Source organism: Fibrella aquatilis, from assembly GCF_017353255.1.
Classification (GTDB): Bacteria; Bacteroidota; Bacteroidia; order Cytophagales; family Spirosomataceae; genus Fibrella; species Fibrella aquatilis.
The window spans coordinates 174,859-190,012 of sequence record NZ_JAFMYU010000004.1 but is presented as its reverse complement, the minus strand read 5'-3'; the positions used below and the strand labels follow the sequence as shown (position 1 = coordinate 190,012).

Genomic DNA, 15,154 nt, shown 5'->3' with positions numbered 1-15,154 from the left:
TGCCTTGAATCAGTTGCCCAACAACCTATCCCCACGCATTAATGTAGTCATCCCGCTGTTTAATGACTGGGAAGCACTTATGCTGCTCATGCAGCAGATAAGCAGCACCGTTGATCCCGTGCTATACGGGCGTTTTGCTTTTTTGGTAGTCGACGACTGCTCCGACGCTACCCTGAAGCAACCTACTCAGAGCTACGTAGGGCAGTCGCTGTCGATACTACGGCTTTGGCGCAATGTGGGGCATCAGAAAGCCATTGCGCTGGGCCTTGCCTATCTTGCTGACCAGCCCGACCAGTACCCTACGGTGGTTATGGATAGCGATGGCGAAGACCTGCCTGCTGACATCGCTAAGCTGATGGAGGCATCTACGCAGCAACCCAACAAAATTGTGTTTGCGCACCGGTCGCAGCGCCACGAAGGGGTTATTTTTCGGTTCTTTTATCTTATTTATAAAACCATTTTTCGGCTGCTCACCGGGCGGATCATCACGTTCGGTAATTTCAGTTTGATACCCCCGCACCAGTTGCAGAAACTGGTGCACGTATCCGAAATCTGGAATAACTACCCAGGTGGGGTTATCCGGTCGAGGTTATCATACATGGCCATACCCATTGAACGGGGCAACCGGCTGGCGGGTAATTCCAAGATGAATTTTGTGTCATTGGTCCTACATGGCTTGAGTACGATATCGGTATTGATGGATACGACTGCTGTACGCATTGCTTTATTTTGCGTGTTGGCTACCGGCGTTTCGCTGTTGGGAATGGCCGCGGTGGCTTATCTGCATTTGTTTACCAACGTTGATGTACCCGGCTGGGCCAGTTTTCTGGTGTTGTCGTTTTTTGTGGTTATTCTACAGGCATTTTTGATCTCTATATTGCTGATTTTTATGGTGCTGAGCTACCGAACGCAGCAGCATTTTATGCCCGCCAATCAGTATCGCGATTTTATTGAGCGCGTTGATAGCCTACCCATTGTAAGTACACCGGCGCCAGTTGTTTCGTCAGCCTCGTAGCAAAGTCTTTGCCCACCATCTATGCTGTTTAATTCGCTTCAATTTTTACTTTTTTTTACGGCCGTCACGCTGACCTACTATAGCCTGCCGAAGGGTAATGGGCGTTGGTCGTTACTGCTGATAGCTTCCTGCTACTTCTACGCAGTCTTCCAGCCAACCTACATCTTCATCTTGTTTCTAACCATCGTGATCGATTATATCGCGGGCATCTGGTTAGAGAAAACACCAATTGGGCCAAAGCGTAAGTGGCTGCTAATCATCTCGCTGATCTCCAATTTGGGCATTCTGGCGTTCTTTAAATACCTCGGCTTCTTCACTGAAAATATTGCCAGCGTACTCCGTCATCTCTATCAGCCTGAGTTGGCCGTGCAGGTGACTTCATTGGCCAATCGAGTGTTTTTGAAGGTAATCTCGGTGTTTGGGCAAAGTGGCGTTACTTCCTATAAAGACAAGCTGAACATTCTGCCCATTGGGCTATCGTTTCATACGTTTCAGGCTATGAGCTATACCATCGAGGTGTACCGGGGCAACCAGAAAGCAGAGCGGCACTTTGGCATCTATGCGCTTTACGTAATGTTTTATCCGCAACTGGTGGCCGGGCCTATCGAACGTCCGCAGAATGTACTGCATCAGTTCCATACGCACTTTGCCTACGACTTCGAGAACATCAAAGCGGGTCTGATGCGGATGGCCTTTGGCTTCTTCAAAAAATGCGTCATCGGTGACCGCCTCGCCATGATGGTCGACCCTGCCTATGCCGACCCTGCCAATCACAACGGCCTGACACTGCTGATGGCCACGTTCCTTTACACCTTCCAGATCTACTGCGACTTTTCGGCCTATTCAGACATCGCCATTGGGGCGGCGCGGGTCATGGGCTTCAACCTGATGGAAAACTTCAGGGCACCCTACATGGCCTGGTCGATCACCGAGTTCTGGCGGCGGTGGCATATTTCACTCTCTACTTGGTTCCGCGACTACTTATATATACCGCTTGGTGGCAATCGCAAGGGTGAGACCCGGCGCAACGTGAACCAGATGCTGGTATTTCTGGCCAGCGGTCTTTGGCATGGTGCCAACTGGACCTACGTAATCTGGGGCGGTTTACATGGCCTATATCAGGTAGCAGCAGGCCTAAGAGACAAATGGTTGACAGGAAGAAAGGAGGAAGGGAGAAATGGTGGCACAACGCGGTCGGGCGGTACAGAACATGTTATGCCCCAACAAGCCGGCTTTATGCTACCAAAGCGGCTGTGGCACGTTGGTAATGTACTGATTACGTTTGGGTTGGTCATGCTGACGTGGGTGTTCTTCCGGGCTACGAGCGTCCGGTCAGCTTTGTTAATTCTTAAAAAGATTGGTACGCTGTCGCCTTTAGACGCCCTCAAAACACCCCTCAATGCCACCGAGCTATGGTTTAGCCTGTTGCTGATTGGGTTTTTGCTGGTGAAAGAATCGCGCTATTTGGTGATCCCCACCCGCAGCACACCACTCTTCTTTGCCATTATCACCCTAATCTGTTTCGCCACCTATATCTTCGGCGTATTCACCTCCAATCAGTTCATCTATTTCCAGTTCTGAGGTATACCGTTTATTGCGAACTTTGTAACAGGCTATCGGTGTAGTTTCGTAAACCATTCATGTTAGAAAATCTCGTCAATGCAGTCAGTGAACAGGTAACTACGTTCATCAATACGCTGGCTTCGTTGCTGAAAATCCTGATCAAATCGCGCTTTTCGGTAGAAATTCCGGCACCCCAACGACCGGTTTGTGCTATTCTGGGCAATGGCCCCTCATTACGGCAGTCGCTGGAGAATGACCTGGCTTTTATTCAACAGGCCGAATTATACTGCGTCAATAATTTTGCCTCTTCGCCCGAATACGCCCTCTTACAGCCCGCTAACTATGCCTTGCTCGACCCAGCGTTCTTTCTATATAATGAACAGAACAGTGGCCGCAAGGACGTAGAAAAGACCATCCGGTGTCTGGTTAACCTCACCACCTGGCCCATGAACCTGTTTGTGCCACAGTCGGCGCGGGGGTGTTATCTGGTGAAGCAACTGGCGGGGAAACACGCTACAGTCAGGGTCATTTTTTATAATTATACGGTGGTGCGGGGCTACGCCTGGTTCCGGCACATTGTTTTCCGGAAGGGGTGGGGGATGCCGCAATCACAGAATATTCTGGCTGCCTCGCTTTACCTCGCCATCACGCGCCGGTTTACCGATATTTACCTCTTCGGCGCCGACCATTCATGGCACGAAGAAATCCGCGTTTCCGACACGAATGAGCTGTTAATGAAGCAGGAACACTTCTACGATAAACCCGGCGATGCCACGCACGTTGCCGTTTATGACGTAGTAAAGAAAGAAACCTCGCGGATGTCGGCGCAGTTTGCCTCCCTCTCCAAAGCCTTTTTTAGCTACGAAATCCTCCGCGATTACGCCCAGTTCATGCACGTCCGCGTCCTGAACGCCAGCGCCAAAAGCTACGTTGATGCGTTTACACGAGTCAAAATTTAATGTATAATGAACAATGTATAATGTACAATGAAACCTGATGTATGCTGAGCGCTTGCCATTAGCACAGCTCATTGTACATTATACATTGTTCATTGTACATTACCCTAGCATGCTTGATCTAACCAATAAATCCATTCTCATTACCGGCGGGACCGGCTCGTTTGGGAAAAAATTCGTCGAGATAGTGCTCCATCGCCACCCGAACATCAAACGCCTGGTTGTCTATTCGCGCGACGAGCTGAAGCAGTTCGAGATGAGTCAGACGTTTCCCACCAGCAAGTATAAAGCTATGCGCTACTTCATCGGCGACGTGCGCGACGGCGAACGTTTAAAACGGGCCTGTGAGGGTGTCGACATCATTATCCATGCCGCCGCGCTGAAACAGGTGCCTGCCGCCGAATACAACCCGATGGAGTGCATAAAAACCAATGTCTTCGGGGCCGAAAATGTGATCAACGCAGCCCTCGACAATGGTGTGCAGCGTGTGGTGGCCCTTTCGACCGACAAAGCTGCTGCGCCCATTAACCTATACGGGGCCACGAAACTGTGTTCGGATAAACTGTTTGTAGCGGCCAACAATATGAAAGGCAGCCGCGATCTGACCTTTTCGGTGGTGCGCTATGGCAACGTCATCGGTTCACGGGGGTCGGTGGTGCCGTTTTTCCTGGAAAAGCGCAAAGAGGGTGTGCTGCCCATTACTCACCCCGATATGACGCGGTTTAACATCTCGCTCGAAGATGGGGTTGAGATGGTGCTATATGCCCTGGAACACGCCTGGGGTGGTGAAATTTACGTACCCAAGATCCCGTCGTACCGCATCACCGAACTTGCCACGGCCATTGGCCCCAATTGCGAACAGAAGCTGGTGGGCGTTCGGCCCGGTGAGAAGCTCCATGAGGAAATGATTACCGAAACCGACTCGCTCAACACCGTCGAGACGGCCCGGTATTACGTTATCACACCCTCAACACCTACCTGGGAAGTAGATGATTACCTGAAAGCCTTCGACGGCAAGCGCGTAGTCGAGGGATTCAAATACAACTCCGGCACCAACGACGAATGGCTCGACGTCGAGCAGATTCGGGAGCAGATTCGGGAGCATGTTGATCCAGCATTTAATGTGTAAATGACACTGGATGTTGGATGCCGGACATTTGATGGTCCAATATCCAATATCCAATATCCAACGTCCAATGAATAACCCCATTCCCTACGGCAGGCAACATATTACGGAGGAAGACATTGCCGCCGTGGCCGAGGTACTGCGTGGTCCTATGCTCACGCAGGGGCCGAGCATTGGCGCGTTTGAGAAAGCCTTCGCCGATTACATTGGTGCGCCCTATGCCGTAGCGGTTTCCAACGGTACGGCTGCGCTGCATCTGTGCGCCATGGCGCTGGGTGTTGGCCCCGGCACGCGGGTCATCACTACACCTATAACGTTCTCAGCATCAGCCAACTGTGTTCGCTATTGCGGTGGCGAGGTGTTCTTCGCCGATATTGATCCCGATACCGTTTTGCTGGATGTAAACGCCGTTCGACGGTTGATCGAAGCACATCCACGCGGCTATTTTTCGGGCATTATTCCTGTCGATTTCGCGGGCTACCCCGTTGATATGGTGGCGTTTCGGGCACTGGCCGACGAGCATGGACTGTGGCTGCTGGAAGACAGTTGCCACTCGCCGGGCGGGTCGTTTGAGGCTACCGACGGAAAAACCCACCGGTGTGGCGACGCATCGCTGGCTGATCTGGCTATCTTCAGTTTTCACCCTGTAAAGCACATTGCCTGTGGTGAGGGCGGCATGATTACGGCGGGTACCGAGGCACTGTATAACCACCTCATGCGGCTACGTACCCACGGCATCACCAACAAACCCGGCGACTTCACCCCCCCCTACGACGGCGAACCTGAGCGGGGCGGCTGGTATATGCAGTTGCAGGAGCTTGGCTATAATTACCGCCTCACCGACATGCAGGCTGCATTGGGCTTAAGTCAGTTGCAACGTGCCGATGCTATGCTGGCCCGTCGCCGTGAAATCGCTGCCCGCTATGATGCCGCCTTCGCCCAGACCCCAGTGCAAACTATTGTACCACCGGCCAATGTGGGTCACGCGTATCATTTGTACGTGATTCAAACTGATAACCGGAAAGGGTTATACGACTATCTGCGGACGAAAAATATCTTCGCGCAGGTACACTACATTCCGGTGCATACGATGCCGTACTATCAGCAGCAGGGTAACCAACCCGGCGATTACCCACTGGCCGAACGCTACTACAGCCGCTGCCTAAGCCTGCCCATGTACCCCACCCTCACCGACGACGAGCAGCAGTACGTCATCAACGAGGTTCTGGCTTTCGTAGGTCGATGAAACGGGCGTTGTACTGGCTGACGTTGCTCATAGCTGCTTTGGTAGTGGGCTATTACGCAGGCACGGTGCTTTGGTACGCCTACGATTTCCCCTACATGGACGATTACCCCGTGGTGGTCGATTTTTTGAACCGGCTGCCCGCTGCTACGTCGGTGGGGGAGAAGGTGGCGCTGCTGATGGAGCAGAACAATTTCCACCGGCTGGTGCTAGCCAAAGGCCTTGCCTGGGCCAACGTGCTACTCACCGGCTCCGTCGATTTTCGCGTTTTGCAGTACGTAGGGCTGCTTTTCCTGCTGCTCACGGCCTGGTTGCTGTGGCGTAGCACCGAAGCTCCAGCTTCGGTAGTCAGTAACACCTCGCTTACTACCGAAGCTGGAGCTTCGGTGCTACCATCCCTTCCCGTTCTCTTCCTGCTCTTCCAATTTCAGGGGTGGAACATCGCTTTCTGGAGCATTGTGGCGGTGTCGAACGTGGGAGCACCGGCGTTGGCATTGCTGGCGTTTTTTCTGGCCAATCGACAGCGTGAGGGGTGGGCTGTGGTGGTGGGGTTGGTGGCCCTGTTTACCAACGGAAACGGCATTTTGGTGCTGCCTTTGCTGGCCGTTTGCTGGGCGTTACAACTGCGGTGGCGGTGGGTGCTGGCCACTGCGGCTGTGACAATTCCGGCGCTGCTTTTCTATTTCCAGAACTACCAAAACCCGGCTGGTAGCGCTATTTCAGCCCTTTTTAGTCCGGCGAAGATAGGGCATCCGCTGGCACTGGATACGGCGTTTCTGGGCGCGCTGGTATACCATCCGGCTGTGCCTTGGTTGCCTATTCTGCTCGGTATCCTCACCATTATCTGGACAATCTATTTACTACGGATCCGCTTCGACAGGCAAAATCCGACCCTGTTCTGGTTGCTCATTTTCCTCCACCTGTCGGGGTTGATGCTGGCCGTCAATCGGATTCAGAATGATACAAGTATTGTTTTTGCCTCACGCTATCGCAACATCACGGCCCTGCACATGGCAGCGGTTTACCTGACTATGGTAGCTGTGCTGGTGCGTTACAACGCCCGCTGGCAAAGCCGTCGGGCGGTTAACTGGTTTGTGGGAACGGCCACTCTGGCAACGGCGGGACTTTGGCTGGTTTCCAATATAACTTACCACAGTAAAATAGTGCGGTTTCAGGAGTTGAAACAGACCGATAACCTGCTGTGGCAACGCTATGGTCAGATCCGGGCTTCGGCTCCGCAATACCGGCCTGTGCAACACCTTCAGCAATTGGCCCTGCGGGGTATTTTTAAGCCAGAAACAGCATCGCTGGCTTCACTACAAAGTCGCCCGGTGGTCATTGTGCCTACCGCAACTCCTGGCGATTCACTAGTCTACGGCATTGATATTCAACTGATTGATGCGGGTTATCTGGTCATAAGCGGTTGGGCGAAAGTGGCGGGCCGGAAGGCGAATTTCAACGATACGTTTGTTGGTATTCAGACTCCCGCGGGCTGGCAGTACTACACCACGCTATTCCACCAACGCCTTGACAAAGCCGATTCTGCCAACGACAAAGACACCGGCTTTACGGCCATTATTCCCTACAAGGGCACTATGCCAACCGTAGCTATCTTCGTAAAATCAGGCCGTTCTTCAGCTTTACATTTATGTCAGCCATCTGCATCATTCCAGCCCGTGGGGGCAGCAAACGCATTCCACGGAAAAACATCCGGACGTTTTTAGGTACACCCATCATTGCCTATTCTATCAAAGCCGCGCAGGAATCGGGCTTGTTTGACGAGGTGATGGTCTCGACCGATGATGCCGAAATTGCTCAGATGGCGCAGTTCTACGGGGCTGTGGTGCCCTTTGCCCGGTCGGCTGAAACCGCCAATGACCGCGCTACTACGGCCGCTGTGCTCACCGAGGTCTTGACCACCTACGCCACCCACGGACACACCTTCGACCGTGCCTGCTGCCTTTACGCCACGGCCCCGCTGGTAGCTGCCGAGCGGCTGCGGGAGGCCTTCGGCAAGCTCGAAACGGGCGGGTTCGATACGGTTTTTCCCGTAGTGCGTTACGGTTTTCCGGTGCAGCGGGCCGTCACGTTCCAGAACGACCGACTAGCCTGGCTGCAACCCGAACATGCCCTGACCCGGTCGCAGGATTTACAGCCCGTTTTTCACGATGCTGGGCAGTTTTATTTCTTTAACGTCCCCCGTTTTCGGCAAACGGGGCAGCTCATTACCGCCAACAGCAGTGGTATTGAACTGTCGGAACTGGAGGCGCAGGACATTGATACCACAACAGACTGGGACCTGGCCGAACTGAAATACCGCCTTCTGTGGCAGCAACGGGCCGATATGTAGACCGCTTTATCACAAGTCTACACGCTGGCGAGTAGAACGCCGTTCCTGTAGTAGCTTTGTCATAGCATACCACGCTCTATCGACACCGTAACGGTTAGCCTCACATGAAAAAGTTACTCTTCCGCGCCGATGGCACCACCCAAACCGGCCTGGGCCACATTATGCGCAGCCTGGCGCTGGCCGATATGCTTGGCGACAGCTTCGACCGGCGGTTTGCCATTCAAAACCCATCCGATGCCGTACTGAAGCTGCTGGCTAAACAAAATATGCCAGTGGTCACGCTTCAATCGGGCGAGATGGCTGAACTGCTGACGCAGGTGTCTACTGAGGATGTGGTAGTGCTGGATGGGTATCAGTTCGACGAAACGTTTCAGCGGGCCGTGCGTGAAAAAGCACACAAGCTGGTCTTCATTGACGACCTCATGCAGGGGCCTCAGGTGGCCGACGTGGTCATCAACCACGCGGGCGACGTAACCGCCACCGAATACCAGACCGAGCCTTATACCACGCTGCTGCTGGGGGCTAACTACGCCCTGGTGAACCCCGCCTTCGTGCAAAAAACGCAGCCCAAAGACGGCGAGAACAAAGCGTTTGTAAACATGGGTGGGGCCGATCTGCACAACGTCAGCCACCGGGTTGTCGATCTGCTGCTGAGCATCAACCCCGGTCTGCGCATCACGGTGGCCCTGGGTGCGGCCAACCCCCACGCCGACACCTTCGCTGATTTTCCGAAAGACAATGTAAGTGTACAGCAGAATTTGAGCGCCAAGCAGATGGCCCGCGTTATTGGCGGCAGTGGCCTGAGCGTGGTAGCTGCCAGCACCATTGCCTACGAAGTAGCCACCATAAGCAGGCCAATGATTATTATTCAAACGGCTGATAACCAGTCGCGTATGGTGTCGTTCATGCGCGACCGGCATCTGGTTGTAGGCGCGTTGACCCTGCCCATCGATGCCGAGAAGCTGGCTCTGGCCGTAAAAAAATCCCGCCTCACGCCCTCCGTTTTCAAGCAGCGCATTGTCTTCGACGGCAAAGCGACCACCCGTTATCAGCAGGTTTTCAGTCAGTTGTGCGCGTAAACAATCTGGGTCTATCAAGCATCGACCAATGCACGTCAACACATCCCTGCTTATGGTCACACCGCCTCCTTATCACGCCCGTTTAGCCACACCTGCCGATGCTCAGCTTTACTTCGAGTGGGCTAACGATCCCGTTACCCGGCAGCAGTCGTTCAATTCGGAACCCATTTTGTGGGAAAATCACGAGGCTTGGTTTACCCGGAAACTGACTGATCCTAACGCGTTGATGCTAGTGTTTGAGGTGCAAAGCGGCGACCCTATTGGGCAGGTTAGATTCGAAAAACAGGCTGATGGTGAAGTCGTTATTGGTGTTTCGCTCGATGCCTATTTTCGGGGAAAAGGGCTGGCCTCGACGCTGATTCGGGCGGCCGTTAGCCAATGCCAGGAGCAGTGGGGCAACACCCCGATAGCGGCCCACATCAAGCCCGACAACAAGGCCTCGGTCCGGGCCTTCGAGCGCGCCGGATTCCATTTCGACCACGAAAGCCGTAAATTTGGGGTAAATGCATTGTGTTTGATGTTCAAGGTTTAAACGTTGAACTGATTCCCAACTCCTATGTTCCAACCCATTCAGGTTGCTCAGTATACTATTTCCCCGCAGCATAAGCCCTTTGTCATCGCCGAGATGTCGGGGAATCATAATCAGTCGCTCGACCGGGCGCTGGCGCTGGTCGATGCGGCGGCCGAGGCGGGTGCCCACGCCCTGAAACTCCAGACCTACACGCCCGATACGATCACCTTCAACGGGCAGAGCGACGAGTTTTTCATCCGCGACAACCAATCCCTCTGGGCTGATAAGAACCTGTACAAACTCTATCAGGATGCCTACACGCCCTGGGAATGGCACGGCCCCATTTTCGACCGGGCAAGAGAGCATGGCATGGTGGCGTTTAGCTCACCATTCGATACCACGGCGGTTGATTTTCTGGAGTCGCTGCATGTGCCGCTGTATAAGATTGCTTCGTTTGAAAACACTGATCATATCCTGCTCAAAAAAGTAGCCCAGACGGGTAAGCCTGTGATTATGAGCACCGGCGTGGCTACCGTGGCCGACATTGCCGAGTCGGTGAAGGTGTTGCGCGATCATGGGTGCGAGCAGTTGATTTTGCTTAAATGCACCAGCACCTACCCCGCTACGCCCGAAAGCACCAACCTGCTCACCATTCCGCACATGAGTACGCTCTTCAACGTGCCCGTGGGCCTCTCTGACCACACCATGGGCATTGGCGCGTCGGTGGCGGCTACGGCGTTGGGGGCGGTGGTGTTGGAGAAGCATTTCACCCTCCGCCGCGCCGATGGGGGCGTCGATTCGGCCTTTTCGCTGGAACCCGACGAGCTTAAAAACCTTGTTGTTGAGTCGGAACGGGCGTTTTTGGCCCTGGGGCAGGTGAGCTACATCCCCACACCCAAAGAACTTAAGAGCCTGCAATTCAAGCGGTCGCTCTACGTGGTCCGCGACATAGCCGAGGGCGAATCCTTCACTCCCGACAACGTTCGCAGCATCCGCCCCGCCAATGGCCTCCACACCCGCCATTACGACGAAATTCTTACCAAAACCGCCGCCAAACCCATCAAAGCTGGCACGGCATTGGCGTGGGAATTGATAAAATAAATAATGTACAATGGATAATGAACAATGCACAATGTTGCTTACGCTATAGTACTACTTAGGCGTAAGCAACATTGTGCATTGTTCATTATCCATTGTACATTTCTACATGGGCCTCATTCAGAAACAAACCCTTCAGGGCACGGCGATTTCGTACGTCGGCATTGTCGTTGGATTCCTGACGGCGGGGTTCTTGCTGCCTAATTTTCTGACTAAAGACCAGAACGGCCTGATTCAGTTATTGAGCAGCCTGGCCATTATCCTGACGCAGTTTGCCAACCTCGGCATCAACGGGGCGGGGGGGCGGTATTTTCCGTACTTCCGCGACTACGAGCGGGGGCATGGCGGGTTTTTGCTGCTGGCGGTGGGGGTGTCGGCGGTGGGTTTTTTGGGGTGCGCGGGGGTGCTGTGGGCCGCTCGACCGTGGATGGTCGAACAGAATCAGGCTAAGTCGGCCCTGTTTGTGGAATACTATTACCTGCTGTTGCCGCTCACTTTTTTCACGCTCTTTTTCAACCTTTTCGATACCTATGCCCGCCTGCTCTACGACAGCGTGACGGGCACGTTTCTGCGCGATATCGGGCAGCGCGTGGGGTTTTTGCTGGCAGTGGTGGCTTATTCTGTCCACCTCATCGACTTCTACACCCTGCTTTGGTGGTGGCTGGCCTCATACCTGATTCCGTTGGTATTAATGGTGCTGAGCCTGGTGCGCAACGGCCACTTCACTCTCGACCCCGCCCACCTCGCCCTCCCGCCTGATCTGCGCCGGTCGCTGATCCGGTATGCGGGCCTGACGCTCCTCACGGGCCTGTCGTCGCAGGTAATTTTGCATATTGATAAGGTGCTGGTGAATGATTCGCTGGGGCTGACCAACACCGGCGTGTATGGCATCAGCGCCAACTTCGGGGCCGTTATTGCCGCCCCCGCCATGATGCTCTACAAAGTCAGCGGCGTGGTCATCGCCGACTCGTGGAAGCGCAACGACCTGGCCAACATCAGGCTGGTTTACGAAAAAAGCTGCCTCAGCCAGCTCATCATTGGTGGGCTGGTGTTTGTGGGCATTGCTGCCAACCTGAACAGCCTGTTCACGTTTTTGCCGAAAGGCTACGAGGCGGGCTATTACGTCATCTTGTGGGTGGGCCTGAGCAAACTCTTCGACATGGCCACGGGCGTAAACGGGCAGATCATCGTTACGTCGCAGCACTACGCCTATGATTCGCTCTTCAACCTGATGATGGTGGTGCTAACCATCATGATCACGCCCGCGCTCCTGCGCAGCTACGGGCTGGAGGGCGCGGCCATTGGCGCAGCCATCACCATCGGCTTATTCAACCTGTCGCGGACGTTGTTTGTCTGGTATCGCTTTGGCCTACAACCGTTTACGTGGCGAAACCTGGCCGTGGTGGGTATTGGCCTGCTGGTCTGGGCGCTGGCCGTCTGGCCCCCCTACGCCACCGGCACGAAGGTTATTACACTACTCGACATCGCCATTCGGTCGGCGGGCATTGTGACCCTCTACATGGGCCTTATCTTCGCCCTCCGCATTTATCCTGACCTCAATGATATAGTGACTCGTTTCATCAAACGGGATTGATTACATGGTTTTCTGTTTGCTTCGGCGTAGCCCCCCGCCCTAAAGGGGGCCTTGCTCGCGCAGGAGTAACTCCCGCTAGAGGTTTTGCGCCAGCAAGGCCCCCTTTAGGGCGGGGGGCTACGCCGAAGCAAACAGAAAACACTAAACAGTTTTATGCGCGTCGTTCACCTAAATACATACCACACCACGGGCGGCGCGGCCGTTGCGGCTGGGCGGCTAAACCGGGCGTTGCAAAAGCAGGGCATCGACAGCACGTTGCTGGTGCAGGAAGAAACCCGACCTGAACCAGGCGTGGAGGCCCTGGCAACGAGTTTTCTGGCCAAGAAAATGGCCTTTGCCCGTTTCGGTGCTGAGCGACTGGCGTTTCTGCCGTTTGAGAAAGACAAGGCCGTGCGGTTCCAGTTTTCGCCCGCCGTTACGGGTGTCGACCTCACCTACAATTCCCTTATCATGCAGGCCGACGTGCTGCATCTGCACTGGGTCAACTTCGGCTTTTTTTCGGTGGAAGGGCTGGGTAGTCTCATGCGCCTGGGTAAGCCCGTGGTTTGGACCATGCACGACATGTGGCCGTTTACGGGGGGCTGCCACCACAGCGGCACCTGCGAAAACTACCAGCGCGACTGCGGTAACTGCGTGCCCTTTCTGCGCAACCCCGGCCCCAACGATCTGTCGCATTCGGTATGGCAACGGAAACAACAGGCCTACGAAACCGCGCATCTGGTACCGGTGGGGTGCAGCGACTGGCTTACGCACCGCGCCCGCCAAAGCCGGTTGTTCCAGCCGTTTTCGGTGCTGAGTATTCCCAATGCCATTGATACCGAGCAGTTTAGCCCCGTAGACAAAGCCCAATCCCGGCAGGCGCTGGGCTTGCCCACCAACAAACGGCTGATCCTGTTTGCGGCGGCCAAAGTAAGCACGGCGGGCAAGGGGTTTACCTATTTCCAACGTGCGCTCCATCAGCTACATAGCCAACTGGAAAATCCCCGTGAAGTGGAATTGCTGATCTTCGGCGCGGGCGACAAGGGGCTACTGCACGAACTGCCGTTTCAGTACCATTTCCTGGGTCCGCTGAGCGACATGACCAGGATTGGTCAGGCCTATAACGCCGCCGATATGTTCGTGATCCCGTCGCTGGCCGAAAACCTGCCCAACACCATTATGGAGGCGATGGCCTGCGGCACCCCCGCCGTGGGATTTTCGGTGGGGGGTATTCCCGAAATGATTCAGCACCGCGAGTCGGGCTATTTGGCGCAGTACAAATCGGCCGAAGACTTGGGCGCGGGCATGCAGTGGCTCCTGCAACTACCCCCCCACGACTACGCCGCCATTGCTCACGCCGCCCGCCAACACGTGCTGACCCACTACGACGAAGCCGTCGTAGCCGGGCAATATGCGAGTCTCTACAGTCAATTAGTGAATGAGTGAATGATCTCCATTATCACTATCACCTACAACGCCGAGCGGTTTCTGGAGCGCACGATAGACAGCATCATGGGGCAGGAGGGGTGCGTCTTGGGGGCTGATTATGAGTACATTATCGTAGACGGAGCTTCGAAGGACGGGACGCTGAACATCATCCGGCAGCACGAAAAACAGCTCACGCGCTGGGTGTCTGAACCCGACCGCGGCCTCTATGACGCCATGAACAAAGGCCTGCACCTGGCCACCGGCGACTATGTCTGGTTCATGAATGCCGGCGACGAAATCCATGACCCTGCTGTGCTGTCGAAGTTGCTAATGGCCATACGCACCACCCACGCCGACGTCTATTATAGCGATGCCCTGTTTGTGAGCGACAACGGCACCACCCACTCCGGCCCGCCCGTAGGCCTGCGTAGCGAAGTCACGCCGCACACACTGCCGATGGCCCTCCGCTGGCAGGATATGGCCCTGGGTATGAAAGTGAGTCATCAGGCCTTCGTGGCCCGCCGCGCCATTGCCCCTGACTACGACATCACCAACCTCAGCGCCGACCTCGACTGGGAAATCCGCTGCCTCAAAGCCGCGCAACGTATTGACTACTTGCCATTTACGCTGTGTAAGTACCTCGTCGGGGGCCTCTCTGTGCAGCAACACCGCCGCTCCTTAACCGACCGGTTCAAAGTCCTGACCACGCATTTCGGCCTGCTCCCCACCCTCCTAAGCCACGCCCGAATTATATGGCGGGCCATTGGACGGAGTTGAAGAAATAAGGGAGCGTAACCTTGAGTATCGCAGTGTACTATATTAACGCGAACTATGAGGTTTTAAAACTAGGCATCTAATTGACTGTCAATACATGGTATAATAAACACACTTTCAACCTTGGGTAGCTCAGGCCCAGGGGCGGCAGCGGCCGACCGCCCTTGGGCCTGAGCTACCCAAGGCTAAGTAAGCCTATAGTCCCACAGTTCGCATTACATTATTCATTCTCCAACTTGACCTTGATCCGCCCCGACTCACGCACCTTACTCATCCAAACCCGCCTCGCCCCCAAAGCGGCACAAATCGACGTACTGGCCTGGCTAATCCAGAAATTTCCGCAGGAGGCCAAGCGGTTAATAGGGAAATAGATGGTGATTTGAGTAATAGAGATGTGAGTAATTTGCGAAAAAATGATCGATAATAATTACGATTTGT

Annotated in this window: 14 protein-coding genes; all 14 read left to right on the top strand. The window is 54.6% G+C overall.

Annotated elements, in window-relative coordinates:
- Positions 1-4 precede the first annotated feature (4 nt).
- The 14 genes from J2I48_RS07000 to J2I48_RS28440 all read left to right on the top strand — a co-directional run bounded on the left by J2I48_RS07000 (position 5) and on the right by J2I48_RS28440 (position 15,087).
- Positions 5-1,015: a glycosyltransferase gene (locus J2I48_RS07000; RefSeq protein ID WP_229375877.1), complete on the top strand. Its 1,011-nt coding sequence runs from the start codon at positions 5-7 to the stop codon at positions 1,013-1,015.
- Between the two features lie 21 nt (positions 1,016-1,036).
- Positions 1,037-2,596 (top strand): MBOAT family O-acyltransferase, encoded by a 1,560-nt coding sequence (locus tag J2I48_RS06995; RefSeq protein ID WP_207334694.1) that lies wholly within the window; start codon positions 1,037-1,039, stop codon positions 2,594-2,596.
- A gap of 59 nt (positions 2,597-2,655) precedes the next feature.
- A complete protein-coding gene (locus tag J2I48_RS06990; protein WP_207334693.1) occupies positions 2,656-3,537 on the top strand; it encodes a hypothetical protein in 882 nt (293 codons plus the stop codon).
- A gap of 109 nt (positions 3,538-3,646) precedes the next feature.
- Positions 3,647-4,663 carry a UDP-N-acetylglucosamine 4,6-dehydratase (inverting) gene (gene pseB / locus J2I48_RS06985; RefSeq protein ID WP_207334692.1) on the top strand — a complete coding sequence of 339 codons (1,017 nt, stop codon included), beginning with the start codon at positions 3,647-3,649 and terminating at the stop codon, positions 4,661-4,663.
- 67 nt (positions 4,664-4,730) lie between these two features.
- On the top strand, positions 4,731-5,906 hold the full coding sequence (gene pseC, locus J2I48_RS06980) for a UDP-4-amino-4,6-dideoxy-N-acetyl-beta-L-altrosamine transaminase (protein ID WP_207334691.1): 1,176 nt from the start codon (positions 4,731-4,733) through the stop codon (positions 5,904-5,906).
- Positions 5,903-7,627: a hypothetical protein gene (locus tag J2I48_RS06975; RefSeq protein WP_207334690.1), complete on the top strand. Its 1,725-nt coding sequence runs from the start codon at positions 5,903-5,905 to the stop codon at positions 7,625-7,627. Before pseC ends, J2I48_RS06975 begins: the two co-directional genes overlap by 4 nt.
- Positions 7,552-8,253 carry a pseudaminic acid cytidylyltransferase gene (gene pseF / locus J2I48_RS06970; protein ID WP_207334689.1) on the top strand — a complete coding sequence of 234 codons (702 nt, stop codon included), beginning with the start codon at positions 7,552-7,554 and terminating at the stop codon, positions 8,251-8,253. The genes J2I48_RS06975 and pseF overlap by 76 nt, the downstream gene beginning before the upstream one ends.
- Positions 8,254-8,357: 104 nt before the next feature.
- Positions 8,358-9,332, top strand: a complete 975-nt coding sequence (gene pseG, locus J2I48_RS06965; protein WP_207334688.1) for a UDP-2,4-diacetamido-2,4,6-trideoxy-beta-L-altropyranose hydrolase — start codon at positions 8,358-8,360, stop codon at positions 9,330-9,332.
- Between the two features lie 52 nt (positions 9,333-9,384).
- Entirely contained in the window at positions 9,385-9,864 is a 480-nt protein-coding gene (locus tag J2I48_RS06960; RefSeq protein WP_207334687.1) for a GNAT family N-acetyltransferase, read from the top strand.
- A gap of 24 nt (positions 9,865-9,888) precedes the next feature.
- Entirely contained in the window at positions 9,889-10,944 is a 1,056-nt protein-coding gene (pseI, locus tag J2I48_RS06955) for a pseudaminic acid synthase (RefSeq protein WP_207334686.1), read from the top strand.
- 106 nt (positions 10,945-11,050) lie between these two features.
- Entirely contained in the window at positions 11,051-12,535 is a 1,485-nt protein-coding gene (locus J2I48_RS06950; RefSeq protein WP_207334685.1) for a lipopolysaccharide biosynthesis protein, read from the top strand.
- Between the two features lie 153 nt (positions 12,536-12,688).
- Positions 12,689-13,960, top strand: coding sequence for a glycosyltransferase family 4 protein (locus J2I48_RS06945; RefSeq protein WP_207334684.1), 1,272 nt, complete (start codon positions 12,689-12,691; stop codon positions 13,958-13,960).
- Complete coding sequence (locus tag J2I48_RS06940) at positions 13,961-14,719, top strand: glycosyltransferase family 2 protein (protein WP_207334683.1); 759 nt, start codon at positions 13,961-13,963, stop codon at positions 14,717-14,719.
- Positions 14,720-14,952: 233 nt separating this feature from the next.
- A complete protein-coding gene (locus J2I48_RS28440; RefSeq protein WP_262899084.1) occupies positions 14,953-15,087 on the top strand; it encodes a hypothetical protein in 135 nt (44 codons plus the stop codon).
- Positions 15,088-15,154: the final 67 nt, after the last annotated feature.